This window comes from Pantoea sp. GM_Pan_4 (assembly GCF_026541005.1).
Classification (GTDB): domain Bacteria; phylum Pseudomonadota; class Gammaproteobacteria; order Enterobacterales; family Enterobacteriaceae; genus Pantoea; species Pantoea dispersa.
In genome coordinates this window covers 75,864-100,713 of the sequence record NZ_JALNUZ010000015.1, presented here as the reverse complement: position 1 = coordinate 100,713, position 24,850 = coordinate 75,864, and the positions used below count along the sequence as shown (strand labels likewise).

Sequence of the window (24,850 nt, the reverse complement as noted above, 5' to 3'; positions counted from 1 at the left end):
CACTGGTTTATAGAGACTGATGCTGGAGAGTGATGAATGAGCGCCAAACAAGCCGAATCCCTGACCGATGCCGAGATCACCCTGCTGGCGCAACGTGCGCTGGCCTGCTATCCCGCCGCGCTGCACGGTGAGCTGCAATTGCTGTGCCGTTCGGAGAACGCCACCTTTTTGCTGCGTGCCGGCGGCAAACGCTACGCGCTGCGCCTGCACCGGCCGGATTACCACAGCAAAGCGGATATTCTCAGTGAACTGATGTGGCTCGATGCGCTGCGCGAGACCGGCATCATGGTGCCGCAGGCCATCCCGGCGTGCGACGGTGAAAGCGTGCTGACGCTGACGCTGGCGGACGGCAGCACGCGTCATGCGGTGCTGTTCCACTGGATTGACGGCGAGATGCCGACCACCGACGTCGATCCCAAAGCCTTTCAGCAGCTCGGTACCATCACCGCGCGCCTGCATCAGCACAGCCGCAGCTGGCAGAAACCCGAAGGTTTTCAGCGCATTATCTGGGATCATCACACCATGGTCAGCGAGCATAGCCACTGGGGGCGCTGGCAGGATGCGCCGCATCTCGATCCGGCCGATCACGGCATTATCGCAGCGGCGGTAGAGCGCGCCGGGCAGGCGCTGGCGGAATTTGGTAAAGAGCGCGATCGCTACGGCCTGATCCACGCCGATCTGCGTCTGACCAATCTGCTGCTGCACAAAGGCGAGACCCGGGTGATCGACTTCGACGACTGCGGCATGGGCTGGTATCTGCACGATCTGGCGGCCGCGATCAGCTTCGTCGAGCACCATCCGCGTGCGGCGGAGTGGGTGGATAACTGGATCCTCGGCTATGAACGCGTGGCGCACATCAGCGATGCTGAGATGGCGCTGGTGCCGACGCTGCTGATCCAGCGTCGTATCCAGATGACGGCGTGGATGGGCACGCACGCCGATACCGAGATGGCGCTCAGCCTCGGGCCGCACTGGGCCAGCCATTCGGTGCGGCTGTGCCGTCGCTATCTTGAGAGCAGCCAGCTGCCGGTAGGCGCGTGACCTGCACCAGCAGAGGGCAGCGGCGTGCGCTGATGGCGTAATCTGGTGCCTGCGCATTAAGCGCGCCAGCCGTCACAGGCGCGCTGACAGGGACGCGGATCGCCGCCGGGAGCGCGCCAGCGGCGGCCAGGCGGTGCATTGCCTTGCACCGTGCGCCGCCGGGTGACGCTGGTATGAAAATTGCTGGATCCCTTCATTCTGTTATCCGCGCGATCCCTGAGAGGTTCCCATGCAATCACTCATCTCTGCTGCTGATGCCTTCAGCGCGTTTGCCACACCCGCCAGCAACCGTGGCGTTCTGGCCGCGGCGGCGACCGGTCTGAGCGCCTTCATTACGGATAAAGGCGGCGATGTCGATCGCATCTTTGGCATCAGCGGTATCGATTCCGAACTGCTGGCCAGCCCGACACTGAGCCTCGGGCTGGTGAACTATTGCCGCGTGATGGAAGAAGCGGCGCGCCACTCCGGCTTTGATAACTTCGGTTTGCATTACGGCAGGCAGTTCAAACCGCAGTCATTAGGGTTAATTGGCTACATCGGACTGTGCTCGCCGACGCTGGAGCAGGCGCTGCACAATGTAGTGAACGCGTTTCCCTGGCACCAGCACGATACGCTGACGCGGCTGGTGGACAAGGGCGACTGCTGGCGGCTCGATTATCAGGTGCGCCACGGGGCGATCCTGGCGCGCCGTCAGGATGCGGAGCTGACGCTCGGCATGTTCCTCAACCTGATTCGCCACGTGGCGGGCAAAAACTGGGCACCGCGCGAGGTGCACTTTGAACATCCGCGTCCGGAGCAGTGGCACGAGCACTGCAAAGTGTTTGATGCGCCGGTCTGGTTCGATCAGCCGTTTAACTCACTGTTGATCGCGAAACGCGACCTGCAGCGCGCCATGCCGGAGCAGGATGCGATGCTGCTGATGGTGATGCAGGATGCCATTCGCCGCCTCAACAGCAGCGCCAGCGTGCAGAGCGTGGTCGAACAGGCGCGTTCGCAGGTCAGCCTGACGCTCATTCAGGGCGAACCGGTACTGGAGGAGATCGCCGGCAAAATGGGGTTGTCGAGCTGGTCGCTGCAGCGACGCCTGCGCGAAGAGGGCATCAGCTTTAGCGCGCTGGTGGATAAGGTGCGCTGCGAAATGGCCACGCACTATCTGCAGCAAAGACAGCTGCCCATCTCGGAGATGGCGCTGCTGCTCGGCTATTCCGAGGTCAGCGCATTTTCCCGCGCCTTCCGCCGCTGGTTCGGCATCAGCCCGCGCCAGTGGCGCCAGGATGGGCTGGTGAGTCAGGCCGGTGTGGCGCAAAGCCAAACCACGCTGGCTGGTCGCGCTGCGGCGGAGGCGGTAAGCCGCGCGACTGACCAATAAGCTGCCACGCGCGCAAACACAGCGCTTCGTCGCCCTGGGTTTGCGTCACCGCGTAGCGCCCACTGTTCTGCCACTCCAGGCGCACCCAGCACTGCTGTCCGGCATAGCGCGCCGCATCGTGAAACTGCTTATTGAGCTGCTGCTGCAGTGCTTCACTCCAGTGGCAGGCGGCGCTGTCAGCATTGTCCTGCGGCTGGCACTGATTGGCCAGGCTGGGGGCCGGCGCGGCCACCTGCTGGCAGGCGCTGAGCGCCACCATCATTACTAACCCACCTGATAGTCTCGCTAATCGATTAATTAAATTCATTAATAAGCCTGCATTTTCGCTAAAGATTCCTGGCGCTGCTGCCGACAGTCTACAGACCGCAGCAGGGAATGCTATGGCATTACTCTGACTGTCGGCATAACCAGAATTTGCCGCCTGGTGGCGGTGTTATCCCTTCCTTTATTCATGGACCAGAAATGCAGAAGAAATATGCCTTTGCGGCACTCTCCTTGTTAAGCGCCGCGCTGCTCAGTGGCTGTGCCACCGAGTCGTCGCGCGCCATCGACGCACCTCAGGTTCGCGCCGCAAGCCAGCCGGCTTATCAGGGCGTGCGCAGCCCAATCGCGGTGGGACAGTTTGATAACCGTTCGTCATACATGAATGGGATTTTCTCCGACGGCGTTGATCGTCTGGGCAACCAATCCAAAACCATTCTGATTACGCATCTGCAGCAGACCAATCGCTTCAACGTGCTGGATCGCAGCAACCTGAAAGAGCTGCAGCAGGAAGCCGACTTCAAACACAGCCAGCAGAACATTAAGGGCGCTAACTACATCATCACCGGTGACATCACCGAGTTCGGGCGCAAAGAAGTGGGCGACCAGCAGCTGTGGGGCATCCTCGGGCGCGGTAAAAGCCAGATCGCTTACGCCAAAGTGAACCTGAATGTGGTGGATGTGACCACTTCAGAAGTGGTTTATAGCGTGCAGGGCGCGGGTGAATACCAGCTGTCAGCGCGTGAGGTGATCGGCTTTGGCGGCACCGCCAGCTATGACTCTACCCTGAACGGCAAAGTGATGGATCTGGCGATCCGTGAAGCGGTCGACCACCTGGTGGATGGCATCAATAATGGCGCATGGCGCCCGGTGAAATAAGGATATTGACGATGAAATTACTGCAACTGAGCGCCGCGCTGATCGCGGCAGGCGTGCTGGCCGGCTGTGCGCCAAAAGGACCGGAGCCGATCTACTACTGGGGTGATTACCAGCAGCAGGTCTACAGCTATTACCAGAAAGACAGCGATCCGCAGAAGCAGATTGATGCGCTGAATCTGGATATCGAAAAGGCCAAAGCGGTGAACAAGCCGGTAGCACCGGGTCTGCACGCCCAGCTGGGCCTGCTGTACGCCAAAAACGGCAATACGGATAAAGCTTTCAGCCAGTTCGCCCTTGAGAAGCAGCTGTTTCCGGAATCGGCCCCGTACATGGACTTTCTGATGAAGAAAAAAGGAGTGAACCAATGAAAAAACTGATTGCCGTGTGCGGCGTATTCGCGGCGCTGCTGCTGACCGGCTGTGCCCAGAATAAGAAACCGTATGACTACAGCGCCTTTCGTGCCAGTAAGCCGGCGTCAATTCTGGTGCTGCCTGCCGATAACCGTGCGCCGGATATCAACGCGTCGCACAGCTTCACCTCGCTGGTGACCCAGCCGCTGGCGGAAGCGGGTTACTACGTGTTCCCGGTGGCGGTAGTGGAAGAAACCTTCCAGCAGAACGGCCTGAGCAACGGGCATGAAATTCAGGCAGTGAGCACGAAGCGCTTGCATGACATCTTCAACGCAGACAGCGCACTGTACATTTCGATTACCGATTATGGCAGCAGCTATCTGGTGGTTGATTCGGTGACCACGGTCTCGGCCACTGCCCGTCTGGTCGATCTGCGCAGCGGTAAAGAGCTGTGGCAGGGCATGGCCACCGCCAATGATTCTGAGAACAGCAACAACAGCAACGGCGGCATCATTGGCATGCTGGTGTCGGCGGCGATCAAACAGATTGCCAGCAACGCGGGCGACAAAGCGCACACCATTGCGGGTGTCACCAGCGCACGTCTGTTAGCGCAGAACGAGCAGGGTGGTCTGCTGGCCGGTCCGCGCTACAAAGCGCCGGTTACGCGTTAATCTCGCTGGCGCGGCGATCGGCTGATCGCCGCGCCACTTCACGCATCACTCGCCCGGCAGCTCCAGTTTACTGTAGCCGAGCCCGTTCATTTTACGCACCCGGATCTGCACCGGAATACGCTCTTTCATCGCTTCCACGTGGCTGATCACGCCGATGGTTTTCCCGCTGGCGTTGAGCGCATCGAGCGCATCCAGCGCGGTGTCCAGCGTTTCGGCATCCAGCGTGCCGAAGCCTTCGTCGAGAAACAGTGATTCAATGCGCGTTTTATGGCTGACCAAATCGGACAGCGCCAGCGCCAGCGAGAGGCTGACGAGGAAGCTCTCGCCGCCGGACAGCGTACGCGTGTCGCGCGTGGCATCGGCCTGCCAGGTATCGACCACTTCCAGCTCCAGCTCATCGCTGACGCGGCGCTGCAATAAATAGCGGCCGTGCAGGCGATCGAGCTGGCGGTTTGCCAGCCACACCAGATGATCGAGGGTTAAGCCCTGAGCAAAGCGGCGGAACTTGTCGCCTTTGGCCGACCCGATCAGATCGTTGAGGCGGCTCAGCTGTGCCAGTTCCGCTTCGTCAGCGGCGATCTGCGCCAGCAGCGTTTGCTGCTGCTGACGCTGTTGGGTATCGCTGTGCAACTGCTGCTGCGCTTCCCCCTGCTGGCGTGCGTTGTCACGCAGCGCCACGCGCAGCTGCTCGAGCCGGGCGGCGATGGAGCCAGCATCGGCATCGCTGAGCGCGGCCGGGCGCTGCTGCTGATGATCGCTCAGCCGCTGCGCCAGTCTGGCATGCAGCGCGGTGTGCTGCTGATGCTGCTGCTCCAGCATTTGCAGCCGCTGGCGCAGCGTCTGCACCTCATCTTCCGCCAGCAGCGCGGCGCGCAGGGTGCTTTCGTCAGCGAAATCACTGAGCAGCAACGCCTGCCGGAAGGCGTTTTCAGCGTCCGCTGCGCGCTGCGCCAGCGTCTGCTGCTGGCTGACAATCTGTTCATACTGACCTTTCAGGCCGTGCAGCTCGCTTTGCGCCTTCTGCCAGCGCTGCAGCTGTTGCGACAGCGCCTGGTCATGCTGTTGCAGCGTGGCGTGCTGCTGCTGACGCGCGTCCGCCACGCGCCGGTCGCCAAACAGCTGCTGGCGCTGCTGCTGCTGGGCCTGCTGCTGCTGTTGCAGGTGGTTAAGGGCTTGCTGCAGGCTGGCGACCTGCTGCTGTTCACGCGCCAGCGTGTGCTGCAGGCTGCTGCCTTCCGTTTCGCTTTTCGCCAGCTGCGGCTGTAGCCCGGCAAGTAACCGCTCACTTTCCTGCCACTGCTGCCAGCGCTGCTGCAGCGTTTGCAGCCAGCCGGCGCGCTCGGGCGCTGCAGGCAGGCTAAGCTGATGGGCAGCCAGCTGCTGTTCCAGCTGCTGCAATTGCTGCTGCCATGCCTGACGTTCACCGCTGACGCGCTGATCGATCTCATCCCGCTGTTGCCGGGCGCTGGCAAGCTGCTGCTGTGCCAGCTGTTGCTGCTGCTGATGTTGCTGCCAGCGCTGCTGCTGGTGCAGATGCGCGTCTTTGGCCTGCTGCAACGTGACGGCCGCCTGTTCACGCGCCTGCAACTGCTGCTGCTGGCGGGCTTCGAGCGCGTCCTGCTGCTGCAGCCAGGCGCTGAATTCTGCGTGCTGTTCAGCGCTGAAGGTAAGCGCCAGCTCACCGCACAGCGCCTGCCAGCGCTCGCGGGTGGCGGCGATCTGCTGGTCGAGGTCGGCGATTTCCTGTTGCAGCGCCTGCTGTTGCTGCTGCGACAGTTTGAGCTGCTCGCCCCGCGCAGTGCCGGCTTCCCTGAGCTGCGCCACGTGCGTTTCCAGCGCCGTCTGCCGCTGCTGATTTTCGTCCGGCTGCAACTGCTGGTAGCGGTCGATGGCCGGATGCTGGCAGGAGCCGCACAGCGGGCAGGGCTGTTCCGGCTGCAGCTTCGCCCGCTCGTCGGCCAGCTGAATAATCGTGCGCTCCAGTTCACACAGGCGACGCACATCCAGTAGCGTCTGATGCTCGCGCTTGTACTCCTCGCGCAGCTGCTGCAACGCCAGCGCTTCCTGCTCAGCATGCTGCTGTAACTGCTGCAGTTTAAGCTGACGCTGCTGGCGCTGCGGCTGGAGCGTTTGCCACTGTGCCGCCAGCAGGCTGAGCTGCTGACGTACGCCGCGCTGCTGCTGATGCTGCGCCAGCGCCGTCCGCAGCGCCGGGCTGGCGATCTCCGCTTCCAGCGAAGTAAGCACCTGCTCCGCCTGCTGGCGCTGCTGCTGTGCCGCGGCTTCCGCCTGTTGCAGCGGCTGTGCCGCCTGTTCGCGCGCCTGCAGCGCCTGCTGCTGCTGTTCGAGCTGGCTTTGCAGTTGTTGCTGCTGCGCGCTGAGCTGCGTCAGCGTTTGCTCACGCTCTTCAAGCCGGGCGAGTTCGGCCTGCCAGCGCGCCAGTTCGCCGCCCCAGCGGGCGACAGCGGCTTCACTCAGGCGAAACGCCTGCTGCTGCGCCAGCTGCTGTTGTAAGCGTTCACTTGCTTGCTGATGCTGGTCCAGCGCCTGCTGGCTGAGTAACAGGGTTTTTTGCTGTTCGCTCAGCAGCGCCTGCTGCTGCTCAAGCTGCTGTGCACGGCTGGCGATCTGCTGATCGAGCGGGATCACCTGTTCGCTCAGCAGCGTCTCCAGCTGTTGCTGTTCGGCCAGCGCGCGTTCACGCGCCTGCTGTGCGGCCTGATAGTGGCTTTCACCCTGCTGCAGCGCCGCTTGCGCCTGTTGCTGTTGCTGCTGTAACTGCTGCGCCTGCTGGTTCAGTGTCTGCTGGTCGCGCTGCAGCTGTTCGCGCTGCTGCAGTTTGTCGCGCAGCTTCTCCGCCGGTTCAGCACGCGCCAGCCGCTGGCGATCGCCTTCCGCCTGCTGCCAGGCCGTGGCGGCAGCATGCAACGCCTGCTGCGCCTGCTGTTGCTCCGCGTTGAGCTGCTGCTGCAGCGTCAGCCACTGCTGCTGTTGCTGGGCCTGCGCCAGCTGCTCGCTCAGATCCTGTTCGGTGCGGGTCAGCTGCTCCAGCTGCTGCGCCAGTTCGGTGCGGCGGGCGTCGTCGAGCAGCAGCACCGCACCGGCGCGGGCGCGCAGCGTGTCGAGTGACGCGCGCGCCGTGCGCCAGCGCTCGTAGATCTGCATCGAGATGTGGCCGTAGATTTCGGTGCCGGTCAGCTCCTCCAGCAGCTCGGCGCGCTCGCCGGGTTTGGCATTGAGGAAGGCGGCAAACTGCCCCTGCGACAGCATCATCGAACGGGTGAAGCGGGCAAAATCGAGACCGGACAAGGTTTCGATGGCTTTGAGCTTGTCACCGACTTTATCGGCGACGATCTGGTTGTCCGCCACACGCGCCAGTTCGACGCGTGGCGCCTGCAGTTTACCTTCCGCCAGGCCGCGCGCGCGGTTCTGGCTCCAGAAGGCGCGCCAGGCTTCACCTTTGATCTCAAACTCCACTTCGGCGAGGCACTCAGCGGTGTCACGCGTCATCAGCTGATTTTCGCTCTGCGACAGGCCACCAAGGCGCGGCGTCTGGTGATAGAGCGCCAGACAGATGGCATCCAGCAGCGTGGTTTTACCCGCGCCGGTGGCGCCGGTGATGGCGAACAGCCCGTTGCTGGCAAACGGCTCGCGGCGGAAATCGATAAACCACTCGCCGCGCAGCGCGTTGAGATTTTTAAAACGCAGCGTCAGAATTTTCATGCGCCCGGATCCTCCAGCGTCGCCAGCGTGCTGCGAAACAGCTGCGTTAACTGCGCGCGCTGTTCATCCTCCAGCTGTTCCTCCAGCGCCAGCCGGCGGGCAAATACCTCTTCAACTTTCAGTTCGCTCAGGGTTTCATTCTCCAGCCGCGCCAGGCTGCGCTGACGCTGATCGCGACTGCGGCGCACCAGCAGCACCTCAACCGGCAGCGCGTCGGTAAGCTGTTCGATGCGGCGCTGCAGATCGCTCAGGTACTCCTGAGTAGTGATTTCGATATCCAGCCACACCGGCAGATCGCCTTCATAGGTGTGAAACGCGGTCAGTTGCTGTTCGATCTCCGCCATGGCGCCTTTTAACATCTGCATCGGCTGGAATGACGGAATAACCAGCGGTGTGACGGACTCCAGCCGGGTGCTAAATTCCAGCAGGAATACGCTTTTCTCACGCCCCAGCTCATCAAAACTGAGCGCAATCGGCGAACCGCTGTAGCGGATGTGATCGCTGTCGGCGATGCGCTGCGCACGATGGATGTGGCCCAGCGCAATGTAGTCGGCAGGCGGGAAGGCCTGCGCCGGAAAGGCGTCCAGCGTGCCGATGTAGATATCACGCACCGAATCGCTCTTGCTGACGCCCACGGTGGTGAGATGCCCGGTGGCGATGATCGGCAGCGCGCTGTCCATGGCTTCGCGCTGCGCCACGGCGGCGGCATAACAGTGCTGATAGTGCTGCTCAATCGCCTGCAGCAGCGACAGTTGCTTATCGCGACCGGACTGACCCGCCTGGCTGCGCAGGATGTCGCGCGGACGCAGATAGGGAATGGCGCACAGCAGCGCGCCCGGCGTGCCGTCGTGCTGTTGCAGCGTCAGCACCTGCTGCTCGCCGCCGGGCGTGGCGCTGGTAATGACGCGGGTATTGAGGCAGGCCAGCAGCTCGCGCGATTCATTCAGCGTGGCGACCGAATCATGGTTGCCGGCCAGCACAATCAGCTGGCAGCCGCTGGGCTGCAGCGCCACCACGAAACGGTTAAACAGTTCGCGCGCATAGCTGGGCGGCGAACCGGTATCAAACAGGTCGCCAGCGACGATCAGTGCATCCACCTGATGCTGCACAATCGCGGCCAGCAGCCAGTCGAGGAATTGCTGGTGCTCGGCGGCGCGGCTTTTGCTGTAAAAGAACTGACCGAGATGCCAGTCAGCGGTGTGAATAATGCGCATGAATGCTCCGTGCCTGCTATCGCAAAGCGGCAGTATAACCGCTTAACAACGCAATGAAAAAAAAGCGAAACCGGTTGTCAAAATTGCGCTTTTTATCTGATTATCATGAGGTGGGTTTTTCATAAAAGTGTCACAAAACTGACGCATAATGGCGCCGCAAACCCCCGTGACATGCCGTCACAATCGCAGGAGTAATAATGGCTAAGCGCATTTTGGTTGTGGAAGACGAAGCTCCCATCCGTGAAATGTTATGTTTCGTGCTGGAACAAAACGATTACCAGCCGATTGAGGCTGAGGACTATGACAGCGCGATTGGCAAGCTGATCGAACCCTGGCCCGATCTGATTCTGCTGGACTGGATGTTACCCGGCGGCAGCGGCATTCAGTTCATCAAACATTTAAAGCGTGAAGCCATGACGCGTGATATTCCGGTGATGATGCTGACGGCGCGCGGTGAAGAGGAAGATCGCGTGCGCGGGCTGGAAGTGGGCGCCGATGATTACATCACCAAGCCGTTCTCGCCCAAAGAGCTGATGGCGCGCATTAAAGCCGTGATGCGCCGCATCTCACCGATGGCGGTGGAAGAGGTGATTGAGATGCAGGGGCTGAGCCTCGATCCCTCCTCGCATCGCGTGATGTCCGAAACCACGCCGCTGGAAATGGGACCGACCGAATACAAACTGCTGCACTTCTTTATGACGCATCCGGAGCGCGTATACAGCCGCGAACAGCTGCTGAATCACGTGTGGGGCACTAACGTGTATGTGGAAGACCGCACCGTGGATGTGCATATCCGTCGTTTACGTAAAGCACTGGAAGTTTCCGGCCACGATCGCATGGTACAAACCGTTCGCGGAACAGGGTATCGTTTCTCTGCCCGCTACTAAACGGAGTCTTTTACCGTGCTGGAACGACTCTCCTGGAAGAGATTACTGACCGAGCTGGCGCTGGTGTGTCTGCCTGCGCTGGTGCTGGGTCTGCTGGTTGGCTATCTGCCGTGGTGGCTGTTACTGGCCGTGTGCGGCGTGCTGTTCTGGCACTTCAAAAATCTGATGCGGCTGTCGCACTGGCTGTGGATTGATCGTTCAATGACGCCGCCCACCGGGCGCGGCAGCTGGGAACCGCTGTTTTACGGCCTGTATCAAATGCAGTTGCGCAATCGCCGCCGCCGGCGCGAGCTGGGCAATCTGATCAAACGCTTTCGCAGCGGGGCCGAGTCGCTGCCGGACGCGGTGGTACTCACCACCGAAGAGGGCACCATTTTCTGGTGTAACGGTCTGGCTCAGCAGCATCTCGGGCTGCGCTGGCCGGAAGATAACGGCCAGAATATCCTCAACCTGCTGCGCTACCCTGAATTCTCCCGCTATATCCGCCAGCGCGACTTCAACAAGCCGCTGACGCTGGTGCTCAATAATCAGCATCACATGGAGTTCCGCGTCATGCCTTACAGCGAAGGTCAGTGGCTGATGGTGGCGCGTGACGTCACCCAGATGCACCAGCTGGAAGGGGCGCGGCGTAACTTCTTCGCCAACGTCAGCCATGAACTGCGTACCCCGCTGACGGTGCTGCAGGGCTATCTGGAGATGATGGACGATGCCGGGATGAACGAGCGCACCCGCAGCAAGGCGCTCAGTACCATGCAGGAGCAGACGCGACGCATGGACAGCCTGGTGAAGCAGCTGCTGACGCTGTCACGCATCGAAGCGGCCCCCGCCATTGATCTGAAAGAGACGGTGGATGTGCCGACCATGCTGCTGCTGTTACAGCGCGAGGCGGAAACCCTCAGCCAGGGCCGTCACAGCATCCATTTCCACACCGACCCGCATCTGAAGGTGTTCGGCAATGATGAACAGCTGCGCAGCGCGATTTCCAATCTGGTGTATAACGCGGTGAACCACACGCCGGATGGCACGCGCATCGACATCAGCTGGCTGCGCACCAAACAGGGCGCCGAATTTAAAGTGTGCGACAACGGGCCCGGCATCAGCGAGGAGCATCTGCCGCGCCTGACCGAACGCTTCTACCGCGTGGATAAAGCGCGCTCGCGCGCCACCGGCGGCAGCGGGCTGGGGCTGGCCATTGTTAAGCACGCGCTCGGCCACCACACCACGCGGCTGGAGATCAGCAGCGTGCCGCATCAGGAAACCTGCTTCCGCTTCGTGCTGCCACCGCGCTTGATTGTGGCGAACGGAATCCGCGAGAATGTGGCGCAGTAAACGCCACCGGACTCTGTGATGAAATCGCTGCTGCTCTCTCTTTTATTACTGTGCCCGCTGCTGGCGACGGCTCAGCAAAGCATGCTGACCGGCAACCTGAGCAGCGTCGGCTCGGACACGCTGGGCTATCTGATGACGCTATGGGGCGAAGATTTCAGCCGTCAGTCGCCGGGTGTCAACGTGCAGGTGCAGGCGGCGGGATCGTCGACGGCGCCGACCGCGCTGGCCGCCGGGGCCGCTCAGCTTGGCGCCATGAGCCGGCCGATGCAGGTGGATGAGCGTCAGCTGTTTATCTCGCGCTATGGCTATGCACCGCTGGCGGTGCCGGTAGCGATGGATGCGCTGGTGGTGGTGGTCAATCAGGACAATCCGCTGCCGTCCATCAGTCAGCCGCAGCTGGATGCGCTGTTCTCCGTGACCCGGCTATGCGGCGCACGGCAGGTGCCACAGCGCTGGGGCGATGTTGGCCTGCATACGGCGAACTGGGCAACGCGCAGTATTCAGCGCTTTGGCCGTAACTCCGCTTCCGGCACCTGGGGCTTTTTCAAGCAGCAGGCGCTGTGTCGCGGCGATTTCCGCGCTGACGTCGCGGAGTTTCCCGGCTCGGCGGCGGTGGTGCAGGCGGTCGCCAGCACGCCGAACAGCATCGGCTACGCCAGCTTTGGCTTTCACCTGAGCGGCGTGAAAACCCTGCCGATCGTCACCGCCAGCGGCGACAGCGTTATGCCAGATGCCGAATCGATCCGCAGCGGCCGTTATCCGTGGTCGCGCCCGCTGTATATCTACGTTAACAAGGCACCCGGCAAACCGCTGCCGCCGCTGGTCGCCGCCTTTCTGCAGCAGGTGCTCTCTGCGCAGGGTCAGCGCCGCGTAACGGAGGCCGGCTACCTGCCGCTGTCCGATAGCCAGATCGCGCAGGCGCGCGCGGCGATTGCGCAAAACTAATTCACGCTGACCGATCATGAATTTTTTTCACGTCCCCTGAATTTTCTTCTATTGCCGCCGGCAGGGCGGCATGTCACTCTTATGGACATATAGCCATCCAGATGGCCAAAAATAACCATGCGCAATTATACCCTGACGCAATTATGCGCCAGTGCAGGAGTGAATATGCAACGCAACACCGCCCCGTTCCGCGCCGATACCGTCGGCAGTTTTCTGCGTCCCGCTGCCATTAAGCAGGCACGCGAGCAGTTCGCCAGCGGCACCCTCAGCGCCGACCAGCTGCGTCAGGTAGAAGACGATGCGATTCGCCAGGTGGTGGAGCAGCAGCGCGCCAGCGGTCTGCAGGTAGTGACCGACGGAGAATTCCGCCGCGCCTGGTGGCACTTTGATTTCTTTGGCCATCTGCACGGCGTTGAGCTGTTTGAGGCCGATCAGGGCATTCAGTTCAACGGCGTGCAGACCAAAGCGCACGGCGTGAAGGTCACCGGTAAAGTCACTTTTAACCCGCAGCATCCGATGCTGGACCATTTCCGCTTCCTGCAAAGCGTGGCCGGCGATGCGGTGGCGAAAATGACCATTCCCAGCCCGAGCGTGCTGCACTTCCGCGGCGGCCGTAAAGTGATTGATGCCACGGTGTATCCGGATCTGGAGCAGTACTTCGCCGATCTGGCACAGACTTACAAAGAGGCGATTAAGGCGTTTTACGACGCTGGCTGCCGCTATCTGCAGCTGGATGACACCGTGTGGGCGTACCTGTGTTCAGGCGATCAGCAGCAGCAAATTCGCGAGCGCGGTGAAGATCCGCAACAGCTGGCGCACATTTATGCGCAGGTGCTGAATCGCGCGCTGGAAGATAAACCGGCGGATCTCACCGTCGGCCTGCACGTGTGTCGTGGTAACTTCCGCTCGACCTGGATCTCGGAAGGCGGCTACGAGCCGGTAGCGGAAATTCTGTTTGGCAGCGTGAACATCGACGCGTTTTTCCTCGAGTACGATAATGAGCGCTCCGGTGGCTTTGAGCCGCTAAGTTTCATCAAACCGGGTCATCAGCAGGTGGTATTAGGGCTGATCACCACCAAAACCGGCGAGCTGGAAGACGCTGCACAGGTGAAGGCGCGCCTGCAGGAAGCGGCGCAGTTTGTCAGCCTCGACCAGATTTGCCTCAGCCCGCAGTGTGGCTTTGCGTCAACGGAAGAGGGCAACAGCCTGACCGAAGCGCAGCAGTGGCAGAAGATTCGTCTGGTTGTCGACATCGCACAACAGGTGTGGTGATGCTGTAAAGTTGTGCAAACAGGCGCGTAAAGCGCGCCTTTTGTGCATCCCTGCGGCGGTTTCTGCAAGGAGATCGCCCGCTTTGCAGAAACTTTAAGCAAATCATCTCAGGTGTTTTCCGACTATTTCCTGCTTATCCACTACGTTCTGACGCTTTCCTGTTATATCCTTCTGGTTTTCCGATCCCGTATTGCCTTTCTTCGCTATAAACGTTTTAATTTGCGCCGTTGTCGATTCATCCCTCTGTGAACAGAAGAAAAGCAGTTTAAATCACCTGCGCTGTACCGATTCGGCCCGCATAACGCACTGGTCAAGCCAGTTAAGCCATTGTTTTCGCGCATCCAGGGGACAACACAAACCCAACTTCCACCGCAACATCAGCTACAGGCAGTACAGAAGTTTATGACACATCGTTTAACCTCCAGGGATATCCTGGCGCTGGGCTTCATGACCTTTGCCCTGTTCGTTGGCGCAGGAAACATCATTTTCCCGCCTATGGTCGGTATTCAGTCTGGTGAACATGTCTGGATTGCCGCCTTCGGCTTCCTGATCACCGCGGTTGGTTTACCGGTGATGACCGTGATCGCGCTGGCGCGCGTCGGCGGCGGTATTGATGCGCTCAGCTCACCGATTGGTAAAGCGGCCGGTCTACTGCTCGCCACCGTGTGCTATCTCGCCGTCGGACCGCTGTTTGCCACGCCGCGCACCGCGACCGTTTCATTTGAAGTCGGGATTGCGCCGCTGACCGGCGACGGCCCGCTGCCGCTGTTTATCTATAGCCTGGTGTACTTCGCGCTGGTGATTGGCATTTCGCTCTATCCGGGCAAGCTGCTGGACACCGTCGGTCACTTCCTCGCACCGCTGAAAATTGTCGCGCTGACCATTCTGGGCGTCGCGGCGCTGCTGTGGCCGGCTGGCGGCATTTCGCCGGCCACCGCCGACTACCAGCGTGCGGCCTTCTCCAGCGGTTTCGTGAACGGCTATCTGACCATGGATACGCTCGGCGCGCTGGTGTTCGGTATCGTCATCGTTAATGCGGCGCGTTCACGTGGCGTGGAAGACAGTAAACTGCTGACGCGCTATACCATGCTGGCCGGCGTGATCGCCGGTGTCGGTCTGACGCTGGTGTACCTCAGCCTGTTCAAGCTGGGCTCCGGCAGCGGCGCGATTGTCGATCAGAACGCTAACGGCGCGGCGATTCTGCATGCTTACGTGCAGCAGACCTTCGGCGGCATGGGCAGTGTCTTCCTCGCCGCGCTGATTTTCGTCGCCTGTATGGTTACGGCGGTGGGCCTGACCTGTGCCTGCGCAGAATTCTTTGCGCAATACCTGCCGTTGTCGTATAAAGCGCTGGTGTTTATTCTCGGCCTGTTCGCCATGCTGGTGTCGAACCTCGGTCTCAGTCACCTGATTCAGATTTCAATTCCGGTGCTGACGGCTATCTATCCGCCGTGCATCGTACTGGTGGTGCTGAGCTTTACCCTGAGCTGGTGGAATCGCAGCACGCGCATCATTGCGCCAACCATGCTGATCAGCCTGCTGTTTGGCATCGTCGATGCCATCAAAACCACCAGCTTTAAAGATGCGCTGCCGCTGTTTAGCCAGCATCTGCCGCTGGCCGATCAGGGACTCTCCTGGCTGCCGCCGTCGCTGGCGATGCTGGTGATTGCTGCGGTGGTTGACCGGGTGAAAGGGCGTGAGCAGGTTGCCGTTCACCAGTAAGCGACATCGCTGTTAATTCCGACCACGGGCTTGCCCGTGGTTTTTTCATTTCCACAGGTACTGTTTGTTATGCAAGAAACCAATAAGCTCAAACGCGGACTGAGCACGCGCCACATCCGTTTTATGGCGCTGGGATCGGCGATCGGCACCGGGCTGTTTTACGGCTCGGCAGATGCCATCAAAATGGCAGGCCCCAGCGTACTGCTGGCCTACATCATCGGCGGCGCCGTAGCGTATATCATCATGCGCGCGCTGGGCGAGATGTCGGTGAACAATCCGCAGGCCAGTTCGTTCTCACGCTACGCGCAGGATTACCTCGGACCGCTGGCGGGCTATATCACCGGCTGGACGTACTGCTTTGAAATCCTGATTGTGGCGATCGCCGACGTCACGGCTTTTGGTATCTACATGGGCGTGTGGTTCCCGGAGGTGCCGCACTGGATTTGGGTGCTGTCGGTGGTGCTGATCATCGGCGCCATCAACCTGATGAGCGTGAAGGTGTTTGGCGAAGTGGAGTTCTGGTTCTCCTTTTTCAAAGTTGCCACCATCATCATCATGATCGTGGCCGGTTTCGGCATGATTTTCTGGGGCATCGGCAACGGCGGTCAGCCGACCGGCATCCATAACCTGTGGACCAACGGCGGCTTCTTTGCCCACGGTATCGTCGGCATGCTGCTGTCGCTGCAGATGGTGATGTTCGCCTACGGCGGCATTGAGATCATTGGCATCACCGCCGGCGAAGCTAAAGAGCCGGCGAAATCGATCCCGCGCGCCATCAACTCCGTACCGCTGCGCATTCTGGTGTTCTATGTCGGCACGCTGTTTGTGATCATGTCGATCTATCCCTGGAACCAGGTCGGTACCGCAGGCAGCCCGTTCGTACTGACTTTCCAGCACCTCGGCATCGCCGCCGCCGCCTCCATTCTGAACTTTGTGGTGCTGACTGCTTCGCTGTCGGCGATTAACAGCGATGTGTTTGGCGTCGGCCGCATGCTGCACGGTATGGCGCAGCAGGGACATGCGCCGAAGATGTTTATGAAGGTGTCGAATCGCGGCATTCCATGGGTTACGGTGCTGGTGATGATGCTTGCCATGCTGGTGGCGGTGTACCTCAACTATCTGATGCCGGAAAAAGTGTTCCTGGTGATCGCCTCGCTGGCGACGTTTGCCACCGTGTGGGTGTGGATTATGATTCTGCTGTCGCAGATCGCGTTCCGCCACAAAATCGGCAAAGAGCAGGCCGGTAAGCTGCAGTTTGCTCTGCCGGGCGGCAGCGCTACGGCGTGGGTGGGGGTGCTGTTCCTTGCCTTTATCATCGCGCTGATTGGCTACTTCCCGGATACGCGTATCTCGCTGTACGTCGGGTTTGCGTGGATTGTTCTGCTGCTGCTGGCGTGGCCGCTGGCGAAGAAACGTAAAGCGTAAGAAGCTTTACCGCGGGCGAAGCGAGACTTCGCCCGTGGTGCATTACCAGTTTTTCCCCAGCGCCATCTCTCCGCCGTACGGATTCAGGTGATTATTGTCGTACCAGAGCGGCATGCCCTGATGAGTGACCAGACACCCCTGCGCATTACATAACGTCTCCTGCAGTGACAACACGCGCACGCCGTGCTGCTGATAATCCTTTAACAGATTTGCCACCGATGCGTTTGGCATCTGCAACTGCTGCGTGCGTTCCGCCGCCAGCGCCGCGCCATCCTGCGCGCTGAGCCAGCTATTCAGGCTGCGGCGCAGCGGCATATTGCGGTTATGGCTGTAGCGCAGCGGATCGAGCGTGATGGTCGGCACATCGTCAATCAGGGTGATCTTTTTCCCTGCCGCCAGCAGCTGCGCCACCACGGTATCCAGCCCGCTTTTCAGCGCCTGCAGATTGTCCTGCGCCGGATCGCGGAGACTGCGGAATCCGCTGCCCGGCTGATCACTGAGGCCCGCCGCCCAGAACGCGCTGATCACCACTTCGTCTATTTTATCGCTCAGGATGATCGGCAGAACCCGCTGATTAAAATCGAGGCACTGCTGTGCATGCTGCGGTTTTTGCGGCATCGCGCGCGTGGCGTCAAGCAGGAAAGGGCAGGAGGCTTTGGTCAGCTGAAACAGCGGTTTCTGCTGCCGCCGGGCGTAATCGGCGACGTTGGCCGCCAGCGCGGCGGCATGGCTGTCGCCAATCAGCGCTATCGCCGGTGTGTCACTCTGCGGCTGGCACTGCGCATCGCGGGCGGGCCGCGTGGCGCCGTAATCCAGCAGGCAGGGATCGCGCTGGGCGGCGACTTTCCATTCGTCGCCGAGCATCACCGCTTCATTGACGCGCGATTTCAGGCCACCGCTTTGCCACAGCAGCACCATGGCACCGGCTGCCAGCAGCGACGAGGCGCAGTAGCCGGGGATCAGCCAGCGCGTACCGCTTCGCGCCCGACGGAATGGCTGTTCGACGAAGCGCCAGGAGAGCCAGGCGATGACCAGCGCCACGGCACAGATGCTCAGCGCCTGCCAGATGCTGAGCGGCCGATCGCTGCAGATGCGCGCCAGACTGAGCAGCGGCCAGTGCCACAGATACCACGAGTAGGAAATTTTACCGATGAAGCGCATCGGCGCGTTCTCCAGCAGCCGCTGATTGAGCGGGCTGCGTGCACCGATCATCAGACAGGCCGCCAGCACCGGCAGCAGCGCCAGCCAGCCAGGGAAGCGATCGCTATGGCTGAGTAACAGCGTGGCACCGATGATCAACAGCCAGCCAGCAAGATGACAGAGGCTGGCCAGCCGGCCGGTGACGGGGCGGGGTTGCCACAGCGCCAGCAGCACGCCGGCACCCAGTTCCCAGGCGCGGGTTGGCAGCAGATAAAACGCCTGAGTGCTGGAGAGGGGCGTTAACCACAGGCAGCCGGCCAGCGACAGCAGGCTGAGCAGTAGCACCACGCCGGTCATTGTGCGCCGCAGCCGCACGGCCAGCAGCAGAACAAACGGCAGCACGATATAGAACTGCTCCTCAATGCCCAGCGACCAGGTCATCAGGAGCGGATTGAGATCGGCATCCGCACTGAAATAGTCGCCGCTCTTCAGTAACAGCATATTGGGCACCGAGAGAAACACCGCCATGCTGTATTTTGCCAGCTGGCTTAATTCCAGCGGTGATAACAGCAGATAACCGAGCAGCAGCAATACCATCAGCATAAAAAACAGGGCGGGCGCAATACGCCGGATGCGGCGTAAATAAAACTGATAAAACGAGAAGGTGCCGGCGGTAATTTCTTTACTGATAATGCCGCCAATTAAAAAGCCGGAAATAACGAAAAATATATCGACGCCAATAAAGCCACCCGGCACGGCGCTGACGCCGCAGTGGAACAGCACAACCAATATAATGGCGACAGCGCGCAGACCATCGATATCCGGACGATAGCGCAGCGAAACAGGTACAGACATAACAGGATCCCAGTTATTCAATGTTAATTTGCGATTTCATTACTGCGGGTAAAAATAGCTCGGCGCATCCTGTCGCCGAAAAATGTAAAAAGAGAAAGGTATTACTAAGGGATGATTGACCCGTGCAGCATATCGCAGTTTTTCAGCGCTAACGCTTTTAAGGGAAAAAAAAGAAAAGTCTCAGATAACCGTGCCCACCAGCTTGCAGTTTATTGCTGTAATTTCGCTGCAGGAATAAGCCAGCGTAATCTGTCTGGCTTAACCCGGCGGCTGGCGTCAGGGATAGTCCACGGGGATTACCGCGCGCTGATCAATGGCGGTGCGCCAGTGCTCAAGCGTCGATTGATAAGGACACAGCGTGCCCACCGCCGTCTGGCGACAGTTTTGCTGATGCCACTCCTGGCGCAGCAGCGGGTGCTGCCGATCGATCGGCGTTAGCTGGCGCAGCGCATCCAGACTTTGCGCCTGAAAATAGACGCGCAGCAGCAGCGTCTGCGTCTGGTTATCGCGCCAGCGCTCAAACACCAGACTGCTGCCGGGCGGAATATTACCGCGCGCGTAGCCGGGCAGCTGCCAGCTAAAGCCGATCAGCGTGCGTAACATGGCGATATTGGTGTCGTGTGCCACCAGCAGCAGCCAGCGGGTGGAGGGCGTCGCCGCATCGTCCTGCAGGTTGCGCACCACCGCGTCCAGCAGAATCGACGCACGCTTTTGCGCGATATACGGCACATCATTACTCAGATCGTAATTGGCGGTCAGCAGCGGCAGCAGGGCGCTAATCTGCTGCGCCCGGGTGATGTTGCCCCACGCCAGCTGGCTGAACGGCAGATTTTCGCTCCAGCCGAGCCGTAAGGTTTCGGCCATGCTGGCCAGCACGCTGAGACCCTGCACGTAGGTATGGCCGCTTTTACTCTGCTTCAGCTGCCAGGGGCGATCGAAGAACGGGCAATCTGCCGCACACACCGCCTGCCTGAGCTGCTGCACGGCGGGCTGTAAACGCTGTTGCAGTGCGGTGAGATCGCCGGCGCGCGCCGCGACCGCTGCCCGCTCTGTGGCAGCATCCGTTTGGCCGAACGGCAGTTTTTCGCTCTGAAATAGCGGATCGACCGCCCCCGCGACGTGATGAACTGCCACATCGCAGTCAGGAAAGGCACCCTGCAGCAGTGCCTGCGCCGTGGCGCGGGTGCGCTGCAGCGGACTGGCGCGCACGTAGATTTGCCCGGCATCGGGACAGCCGGCGCGCAGCAGGCCGAGCTGGCGATAGTGTTCACCCTGCCAGCGACCTTTATTCACGACCGCTGCATAACCGTGTGCGGTGAGTTCGCCGTCGGCGCTGCGCCAGCGCGGCCAGGCGCGCTGGGTGGCGGCTTCGATTTCCGTACGGTTACCTGCGGTGGGAGGACGCACGCCGTGACGACTGATCTCTACCACTTTTTCCAGCTGGTAGCGCGGCTGCGCCTGCGCGGTGAGCGCCAGCAAAGCCAGCAGCGCGCTCAGCAGCAGACGTGTCATAGCGTTGGCTGTGCCGGCAGCAGCGCTTTGAGCTGCGGATAGAGCACCGCGTTGGCCAGCAGCACCGGATTACCCTGTTGCAGGCCGTGGTGGCTGAGATAATCGTTGGTGACGCCGCCCGCTTCGCGCATCAGCACAATGCCGGGCAGGCCATCCCACGGATTCATGTGCGCTTCGTAATAGCCAATCAGCCGGCCGGCGGCCGCCCAGGCGCTCATCAGCGCACCGGAACCGTTGCGGATAAACATGCCGCCCTGCGCCAGCAGCTGGCTGATAAAGGTGGTCAGCGGTTCAATCGGCTGGCTGTTGGAGCTGCTGAGGCCCAGCAGCCCCTGATCGAGCCGCTGCGCGCTGTGTGCCTGAATGCGCTTGTCATTCACCCAGGCACCTTTGCCGCGGCAGGCGTGGAAGGTTTCCTGATGATTAGGATCGCTGACTACGCCAATCACCGGCTGATCGTCACAGACAATCGCCAGCGAGACGCACCAGTTGTGCAGGCCGTTAAGAAAGCTGCTGGTGCCGTCAATCGGATCGATGACCCAGATAAAGCGCGCGCCGCTGACATCACCGCCGCTCTCTTCACCCAGCACCGCATCGTCAGGAAAACGCTCATGAATCAGGTGTTTTACCAGCAGCTCAACGTTGCGATCCGCCTCGCTGACCACATCCTGCAAATCCTTCTTGTGCTCCACCACCAGCTGATGGCGCTGCTGATACCACGCCAGCGCGCGGCTGGCGGCGGTTTTCGCCACCTCACAGGCATAGTGATAACGGGCATCTAATTCGGTTAGCGTAGCTGATGACATTTTTCCCTCTTATCATTCACTGGCAATCGACGTGGCGAACCACGCCGGATAAAGCGCCATGGCTGTGTGACTGGCTTAACAAAAGTTAAGCAAGGCTTCATTAAGCCGCAGATGGCTGCGGCTGGCAAGGGGAGGCAATGCGGGGCAGCGGCAAATTGTGCTTCACAGCTGCCGGGCGCGCGCGGCGGCCATCAGGCGTGGATAGAACTGGAAAAACAGCGGTTCGAGCTGGGTGTAGTGGTCGACAAAATCCTGATAGGAGTCGCGCAGCGCCGCCAGCCGTGGCCGGCGATGCGCCATGCCGCTTAGTACGCGCGCCAGCCGCGCCGGGTCAGCATAGTGTTCAAACCAGCGTTCGCGCCACATTACCGCGTTGAGCTCGATAAAATCGGTCGGCGTGCCGGGCAGCTGCGGCACAATATCGCGCTCGGCGGCGGCGCTAAAATCAGACAGCGACTGCGCCGGATGTAGCTGATCCCAGTGGCGCGCCAGGAAGTGGTCCCAGATCACGTCGAGGGTGATTGGCGCCACGCGGCGCGTTTCGGCGCGGAACAGCTGACGCGCGCTGCGCACTTCCGGCAGGTTATCGGTCAGCACGTCAATGCGCCGGTGCAGGGCAATACCGGCCACCACTGGCTGCGGCCACTGCGCCTCAACGTTGCCGCGCACAAAGTCGGCCAGCAGATTACCCAGCAGTGAGCTGTCGGCCAGGGTTGCGAGGTGAAGGTGAGCAAGAAAGTTCATGGCGCATTATAGGCAGAATCACACCGGCGCAGCCAGTTGTTCAGAATTGCCCACTTTTCCGCTAAACTATGCCGCCTGTTTTTTGAGTCCTGAAGAAGTGATGCATGCGTGTAGCCGATTTTGCCTTTGAATTACCGGAATCTTTGATCGCCCACTATCCGCAGGCGCAGCGCAGCGGATGTCGTCTGCTGTCGCTGGATGGCCCGAGCGGGGCGCTGAACCATGGCGTGTTTACTGATGTGCTGGATAAGCTCAATCCGGGCGATCTGCTGGTGTTCAATAATACCCGGGTGATTCCGGCGCGCGTCTATGGCCGTAAAGCCAGCGGCGGCAAAATTGAGATGCTGGTTGAGCGCATGCTGGATGACAAACGCGTGCTGGCGCACGTGCGCGCCTCCAAAGCGCCGAAGCCGGGTGCCGAATTACTGCTGGGCGACGACGAAAGCGTCAAAGCCACCATGCTGGCGCGCCACGATGCGCTGTTCGAAATTGAGTTTGCGGACGATCGCGCGGTGCTGGATATCCTGAACAGCGTCGGCCATATGCCGCTGCCGCCGTACATCGATCGTCCGGATGAGGAAGCTGACCGCGAGCTGTATCAGACGGTGTACAGCGCGCGCCCCGGCGCGGTGGCAGCGCCGACCGCCGGTCTGCACTTCGATGAGCCGCTGCTGGCGGCGCTGAAGGCGAAAGGCGTGGAGATGGCGTTTGTGACGCTGCACGTCGGCGCTGGCACCTTCCAGCCGGTGCGCGTGGAGAACATCAACGATCACATCATGCACTCTGAATATGCCGAAGTGCCGCAGGACGTGGTGGACGCGGTGCTGGCGTGCAAAGCGCGCGGTAACAAAGTGGTGGCGGTGGGCACCACCTCGGTGCGTTCGCTGGAGAGCGCAGCGCAGGCCTGCCAGGATGGGCTGATCGCGCCGTTTTTCGATGACACGCAGATCTTTATCTATCCGGGCTATCACTATCAGGTGATCGATGCGCTGATCACCAACTTCCACCTGCCGGAATCGACGCTGATTATGCTGGTCTCGGCGTTTGCCGGTTATCAACACACCATGGCGGCTTATCAGAGCGCGGTGGCGGAGCAGTACCGTTTCTTTAGCTACGGGGATGCGATGTACATCACCCGTAATCCACAGGCTCCCGACGAAATCGTTGGTGGCTGAGTAATCAGACTGTTTCTCTGATTATCGAAAGAGGTCAATGTGAAATTTGAATTAGATACCACCGACGGGCGCGCGCGCCGTGGCCGTCTGGTCTTTGATCGCGGCGTCGTGGAAACCCCGGCGTTTATGCCGGTCGGCACCTACGGCACGGTCAAAGGCATGACGCCGGAAGAAGTGAAAGAGACCGGCGCGCAGATCCTGCTGGGTAACACTTTCCACCTGTGGCTGCGTCCGGGGCAGGAGATCATGAAACTGCACGGCGACCTGCACGATTTCATGCACTGGCAGGGACCGATCCTGACCGACTCCGGCGGCTTCCAGGTATTCAGCCTCGGCGATATCCGTAAGATCACCGAAGCCGGCGTGCATTTCCGCAACCCGATCAACGGCGATCCGATTTTCCTCGACCCGGAAAAATCGATGGAGATTCAGTACGATCTCGGCTCCGACATTGTGATGATCTTCGACGAATGTACGCCGTATCCGGCGGACTGGGATTACGCTAAACGCTCGATGGAGATGTCACTGCGCTGGGCGCAGCGCAGCCGCGACCGCTTTGACGCGCTCGGTAACAAAAATGCGCTGTTTGGCATTATTCAGGGCGGGGTTTACGAAGATTTACGTGATGTCTCGGTTAAAGGTCTGGTAGAGATTGGCTTTGATGGGTACGCTGTGGGCGGCCTGGCGGTGGGTGAACCGAAAGAGGACATGCACCGCATCCTGGAACACGTCTGTCCGCAAATTCCGCAAGACAAACCGCGTTATTTGATGGGCGTCGGCAAACCGGAAGATCTGGTGGAAGGCGTTCGCCGCGGTATCGATATGTTTGACTGTGTTATGCCAACGCGTAACGCGCGCAATGGCCATCTGTTCGTCACCGATGGCGTGGTGAAAATCCGCAATGCGAAATACAAAGATGACACCGCGCCGCTGGATGCGGAGTGTGATTGTTACACCTGTCGCAATTACACGCGTGCCTACTTGCATCATCTTGATCGCTGTAACGAAATACTGGGCGCACGTCTGAACACCATCCACAATCTGCGCTATTACCAGCGTCTGATGGCGGGTTTACGCCAGGCCATCGAAGAGGGTAAATTAGAGCACTTTGTTAGCGAGTTCTACCAACGGACGGGCAAAGCGGTTCCACCGTTAAACGTCTGATAATTCTATCAATGAGGGAAATTTAATGAGCTTTTTCATTTCTGACGCCGTGGCCGCAGCTGGCGCTCCGTCTCAGGGAAGTCCGTATTCTCTGGTGATCATGCTGGTGGTTTTTGGTCTGATTTTCTACTTCATGATCCTGCGTCCACAGCAGAAGCGCGCCAAAGATCACAAAAAGCTGATGGATTCCATCTCCAAAGGTGATGAAGTGCTGACCAACGGTGGCCTGGTGGGCCGCGTAACGAAAGTGGCTGAAACCGGCTACATCGCTATCGCCCTGAACGACACCACTGAAGTAGTGATTAAACGTGATTTCGTGGCCGCCGTTCTGCCGAAAGGTACAATGAAGGCGCTGTAATTTATTCT

General features: G+C 60.3%; 22 protein-coding genes. 14 read left to right on the top strand and 8 right to left on the bottom strand.

Going from position 1 to position 24,850, the window contains the following annotated elements:
* The first annotated feature begins 36 nt into the window (after positions 1–36).
* Positions 37–1,041, top strand: coding sequence for a phosphotransferase (locus tag OXR61_RS21380; RefSeq protein ID WP_021507134.1), 1,005 nt, complete (start codon positions 37–39; stop codon positions 1,039–1,041).
* 56 nt (positions 1,042–1,097) lie between these two features.
* On the opposite strand, the gene OXR61_RS21375 is transcribed toward OXR61_RS21380, so the two are convergent.
* Positions 1,098–1,238, bottom strand: a complete 141-nt coding sequence (locus OXR61_RS21375; protein WP_021507135.1) for a hypothetical protein — start codon at positions 1,236–1,238, stop codon at positions 1,098–1,100.
* 32 nt (positions 1,239–1,270) lie between these two features.
* Here OXR61_RS21375 and OXR61_RS21370 point away from each other — a divergent pair, with 32 nt between their 5' ends.
* Positions 1,271–2,410 carry an AraC family transcriptional regulator gene (locus tag OXR61_RS21370; RefSeq protein ID WP_021507136.1) on the top strand — a complete coding sequence of 380 codons (1,140 nt, stop codon included), beginning with the start codon at positions 1,271–1,273 and terminating at the stop codon, positions 2,408–2,410.
* On the opposite strand, the gene OXR61_RS21365 is transcribed toward OXR61_RS21370, so the two are convergent.
* The gene (locus tag OXR61_RS21365; RefSeq protein ID WP_267412549.1) at positions 2,292–2,672 is read right to left on the bottom strand and encodes a cell envelope integrity TolA C-terminal domain-containing protein; all 381 of its coding nucleotides are present in this window, start codon (positions 2,670–2,672) and stop codon (positions 2,292–2,294) included. The genes OXR61_RS21370 and OXR61_RS21365 overlap by 119 nt on opposite strands.
* A gap of 200 nt (positions 2,673–2,872) precedes the next feature.
* Between OXR61_RS21365 and OXR61_RS21360 the strand changes: the two genes are divergently transcribed.
* Genes OXR61_RS21360 through OXR61_RS21350 form a run of 3 tightly spaced genes read left to right on the top strand, consistent with a single transcriptional unit; the run spans position 2,873 to position 4,571 of the window.
* Complete coding sequence (locus OXR61_RS21360; protein ID WP_021507138.1) at positions 2,873–3,550, top strand: CsgG/HfaB family protein; 678 nt, start codon at positions 2,873–2,875, stop codon at positions 3,548–3,550.
* An 11-nt stretch (positions 3,551–3,561) separates the two neighbouring features.
* Positions 3,562–3,918, top strand: coding sequence for a DUF4810 domain-containing protein (locus OXR61_RS21355; RefSeq protein WP_021507139.1), 357 nt, complete (start codon positions 3,562–3,564; stop codon positions 3,916–3,918).
* Positions 3,915–4,571 carry a DUF799 domain-containing protein gene (locus OXR61_RS21350; protein ID WP_021507140.1) on the top strand — a complete coding sequence of 219 codons (657 nt, stop codon included), beginning with the start codon at positions 3,915–3,917 and terminating at the stop codon, positions 4,569–4,571. The genes OXR61_RS21355 and OXR61_RS21350 overlap by 4 nt, the downstream gene beginning before the upstream one ends.
* Before the next feature lie 45 nt (positions 4,572–4,616).
* On the opposite strand, the gene OXR61_RS21345 is transcribed toward OXR61_RS21350, so the two are convergent.
* Both OXR61_RS21345 and sbcD read right to left on the bottom strand, forming a co-directional pair.
* Positions 4,617–8,294: an AAA family ATPase gene (locus tag OXR61_RS21345; protein WP_021507141.1), complete on the bottom strand. Its 3,678-nt coding sequence runs from the start codon at positions 8,292–8,294 to the stop codon at positions 4,617–4,619.
* The gene (gene sbcD, locus OXR61_RS21340) at positions 8,291–9,508 is read right to left on the bottom strand and encodes an exonuclease subunit SbcD (RefSeq protein ID WP_021507142.1); all 1,218 of its coding nucleotides are present in this window, start codon (positions 9,506–9,508) and stop codon (positions 8,291–8,293) included. The genes OXR61_RS21345 and sbcD overlap by 4 nt, the downstream gene beginning before the upstream one ends.
* A 197-nt stretch (positions 9,509–9,705) precedes the next feature.
* Between sbcD and phoB the strand changes: the two genes are divergently transcribed.
* From phoB to proY, 6 genes are all read left to right on the top strand, one after another.
* A complete protein-coding gene (gene phoB / locus OXR61_RS21335) occupies positions 9,706–10,395 on the top strand; it encodes a phosphate response regulator transcription factor PhoB (RefSeq protein WP_021507143.1) in 690 nt (229 codons plus the stop codon).
* 15 nt (positions 10,396–10,410) lie between these two features.
* Positions 10,411–11,724 (top strand): phosphate regulon sensor histidine kinase PhoR, encoded by a 1,314-nt coding sequence (gene phoR, locus OXR61_RS21330; protein ID WP_021507144.1) that lies wholly within the window; start codon positions 10,411–10,413, stop codon positions 11,722–11,724.
* A gap of 18 nt (positions 11,725–11,742) precedes the next feature.
* Positions 11,743–12,669 carry a phosphate ABC transporter substrate-binding protein PstS family protein gene (locus tag OXR61_RS21325; protein WP_021507145.1) on the top strand — a complete coding sequence of 309 codons (927 nt, stop codon included), beginning with the start codon at positions 11,743–11,745 and terminating at the stop codon, positions 12,667–12,669.
* A gap of 165 nt (positions 12,670–12,834) precedes the next feature.
* Entirely contained in the window at positions 12,835–13,941 is a 1,107-nt protein-coding gene (locus tag OXR61_RS21320) for a cobalamin-independent methionine synthase II family protein (RefSeq protein WP_021507146.1), read from the top strand.
* A 402-nt stretch (positions 13,942–14,343) separates the two neighbouring features.
* Positions 14,344–15,663: a branched-chain amino acid transporter carrier protein BrnQ gene (brnQ, locus tag OXR61_RS21315; RefSeq protein ID WP_021507147.1), complete on the top strand. Its 1,320-nt coding sequence runs from the start codon at positions 14,344–14,346 to the stop codon at positions 15,661–15,663.
* 69 nt (positions 15,664–15,732) lie between these two features.
* Positions 15,733–17,088, top strand: a complete 1,356-nt coding sequence (proY, locus tag OXR61_RS21310; protein ID WP_021507148.1) for a proline-specific permease ProY — start codon at positions 15,733–15,735, stop codon at positions 17,086–17,088.
* Between the two features lie 42 nt (positions 17,089–17,130).
* Here the strand turns inward: proY and OXR61_RS21305 are convergent, their stop codons facing one another.
* The 4 genes from OXR61_RS21305 to OXR61_RS21290 form a co-directional block, all read right to left on the bottom strand.
* Complete coding sequence (locus OXR61_RS21305) at positions 17,131–19,083, bottom strand: acyltransferase family protein (RefSeq protein ID WP_021507149.1); 1,953 nt, start codon at positions 19,081–19,083, stop codon at positions 17,131–17,133.
* 276 nt (positions 19,084–19,359) lie between these two features.
* Entirely contained in the window at positions 19,360–20,595 is a 1,236-nt protein-coding gene (locus OXR61_RS21300) for a histidine-type phosphatase (RefSeq protein WP_021507150.1), read from the bottom strand.
* Positions 20,592–21,401, bottom strand: coding sequence for an inositol monophosphatase (locus OXR61_RS21295; protein WP_021507151.1), 810 nt, complete (start codon positions 21,399–21,401; stop codon positions 20,592–20,594). Before OXR61_RS21295 ends, OXR61_RS21300 begins: the two co-directional genes overlap by 4 nt.
* Positions 21,402–21,563: 162 nt before the next feature.
* Positions 21,564–22,145, bottom strand: coding sequence for an ACP phosphodiesterase (locus tag OXR61_RS21290; protein WP_021507152.1), 582 nt, complete (start codon positions 22,143–22,145; stop codon positions 21,564–21,566).
* Between the two features lie 104 nt (positions 22,146–22,249).
* On the opposite strand from OXR61_RS21290, the gene queA reads away from it, so the two are divergent.
* Genes queA through yajC form a run of 3 tightly spaced genes read left to right on the top strand, consistent with a single transcriptional unit; the run spans position 22,250 to position 24,842 of the window.
* Positions 22,250–23,320: a tRNA preQ1(34) S-adenosylmethionine ribosyltransferase-isomerase QueA gene (gene queA / locus OXR61_RS21285; protein WP_021507153.1), complete on the top strand. Its 1,071-nt coding sequence runs from the start codon at positions 22,250–22,252 to the stop codon at positions 23,318–23,320.
* 39 nt (positions 23,321–23,359) lie between these two features.
* Entirely contained in the window at positions 23,360–24,484 is a 1,125-nt protein-coding gene (tgt, locus tag OXR61_RS21280; RefSeq protein WP_021507154.1) for a tRNA guanosine(34) transglycosylase Tgt, read from the top strand.
* 25 nt (positions 24,485–24,509) lie between these two features.
* Positions 24,510–24,842, top strand: a complete 333-nt coding sequence (gene yajC, locus OXR61_RS21275; protein ID WP_021507155.1) for a preprotein translocase subunit YajC — start codon at positions 24,510–24,512, stop codon at positions 24,840–24,842.
* Positions 24,843–24,850: the final 8 nt, after the last annotated feature.

What these genes read in the sequence shown, in the direction of transcription:
- OXR61_RS21365 (WP_267412549.1), bottom strand. Translation starts at nt 2,672, where the DNA reads ATGATGGTGGCGCTCAGCGCCTGCCAGCAGGTGGCCGCGCCGGCCCCC.
- brnQ (WP_021507147.1), top strand. Translation starts at nt 14,344, where the DNA reads ATGACACATCGTTTAACCTCCAGGGATATCCTGGCGCTGGGCTTCATG.
- phoB (WP_021507143.1), top strand. Translation starts at nt 9,706, where the DNA reads ATGGCTAAGCGCATTTTGGTTGTGGAAGACGAAGCTCCCATCCGTGAA.
- proY (WP_021507148.1), top strand. Translation starts at nt 15,733, where the DNA reads ATGCAAGAAACCAATAAGCTCAAACGCGGACTGAGCACGCGCCACATC.
- OXR61_RS21350 (WP_021507140.1), top strand. Translation starts at nt 3,915, where the DNA reads ATGAAAAAACTGATTGCCGTGTGCGGCGTATTCGCGGCGCTGCTGCTG.
- queA (WP_021507153.1), top strand. Translation starts at nt 22,250, where the DNA reads ATGCGTGTAGCCGATTTTGCCTTTGAATTACCGGAATCTTTGATCGCC.
- OXR61_RS21290 (WP_021507152.1), bottom strand. Translation starts at nt 22,145, where the DNA reads ATGAACTTTCTTGCTCACCTTCACCTCGCAACCCTGGCCGACAGCTCA.
- OXR61_RS21370 (WP_021507136.1), top strand. Translation starts at nt 1,271, where the DNA reads ATGCAATCACTCATCTCTGCTGCTGATGCCTTCAGCGCGTTTGCCACA.
- OXR61_RS21345 (WP_021507141.1), bottom strand. Translation starts at nt 8,294, where the DNA reads ATGAAAATTCTGACGCTGCGTTTTAAAAATCTCAACGCGCTGCGCGGC.
- OXR61_RS21375 (WP_021507135.1), bottom strand. Translation starts at nt 1,238, where the DNA reads ATGAAGGGATCCAGCAATTTTCATACCAGCGTCACCCGGCGGCGCACG.
- sbcD (WP_021507142.1), bottom strand. Translation starts at nt 9,508, where the DNA reads ATGCGCATTATTCACACCGCTGACTGGCATCTCGGTCAGTTCTTTTAC.
- OXR61_RS21305 (WP_021507149.1), bottom strand. Translation starts at nt 19,083, where the DNA reads ATGTCTGTACCTGTTTCGCTGCGCTATCGTCCGGATATCGATGGTCTG.
- OXR61_RS21325 (WP_021507145.1), top strand. Translation starts at nt 11,743, where the DNA reads ATGAAATCGCTGCTGCTCTCTCTTTTATTACTGTGCCCGCTGCTGGCG.
- OXR61_RS21300 (WP_021507150.1), bottom strand. Translation starts at nt 20,595, where the DNA reads ATGACACGTCTGCTGCTGAGCGCGCTGCTGGCTTTGCTGGCGCTCACC.
- OXR61_RS21360 (WP_021507138.1), top strand. Translation starts at nt 2,873, where the DNA reads ATGCAGAAGAAATATGCCTTTGCGGCACTCTCCTTGTTAAGCGCCGCG.
- OXR61_RS21320 (WP_021507146.1), top strand. Translation starts at nt 12,835, where the DNA reads ATGCAACGCAACACCGCCCCGTTCCGCGCCGATACCGTCGGCAGTTTT.
- OXR61_RS21355 (WP_021507139.1), top strand. Translation starts at nt 3,562, where the DNA reads ATGAAATTACTGCAACTGAGCGCCGCGCTGATCGCGGCAGGCGTGCTG.
- OXR61_RS21295 (WP_021507151.1), bottom strand. Translation starts at nt 21,401, where the DNA reads ATGTCATCAGCTACGCTAACCGAATTAGATGCCCGTTATCACTATGCC.
- yajC (WP_021507155.1), top strand. Translation starts at nt 24,510, where the DNA reads ATGAGCTTTTTCATTTCTGACGCCGTGGCCGCAGCTGGCGCTCCGTCT.
- OXR61_RS21380 (WP_021507134.1), top strand. Translation starts at nt 37, where the DNA reads ATGAGCGCCAAACAAGCCGAATCCCTGACCGATGCCGAGATCACCCTG.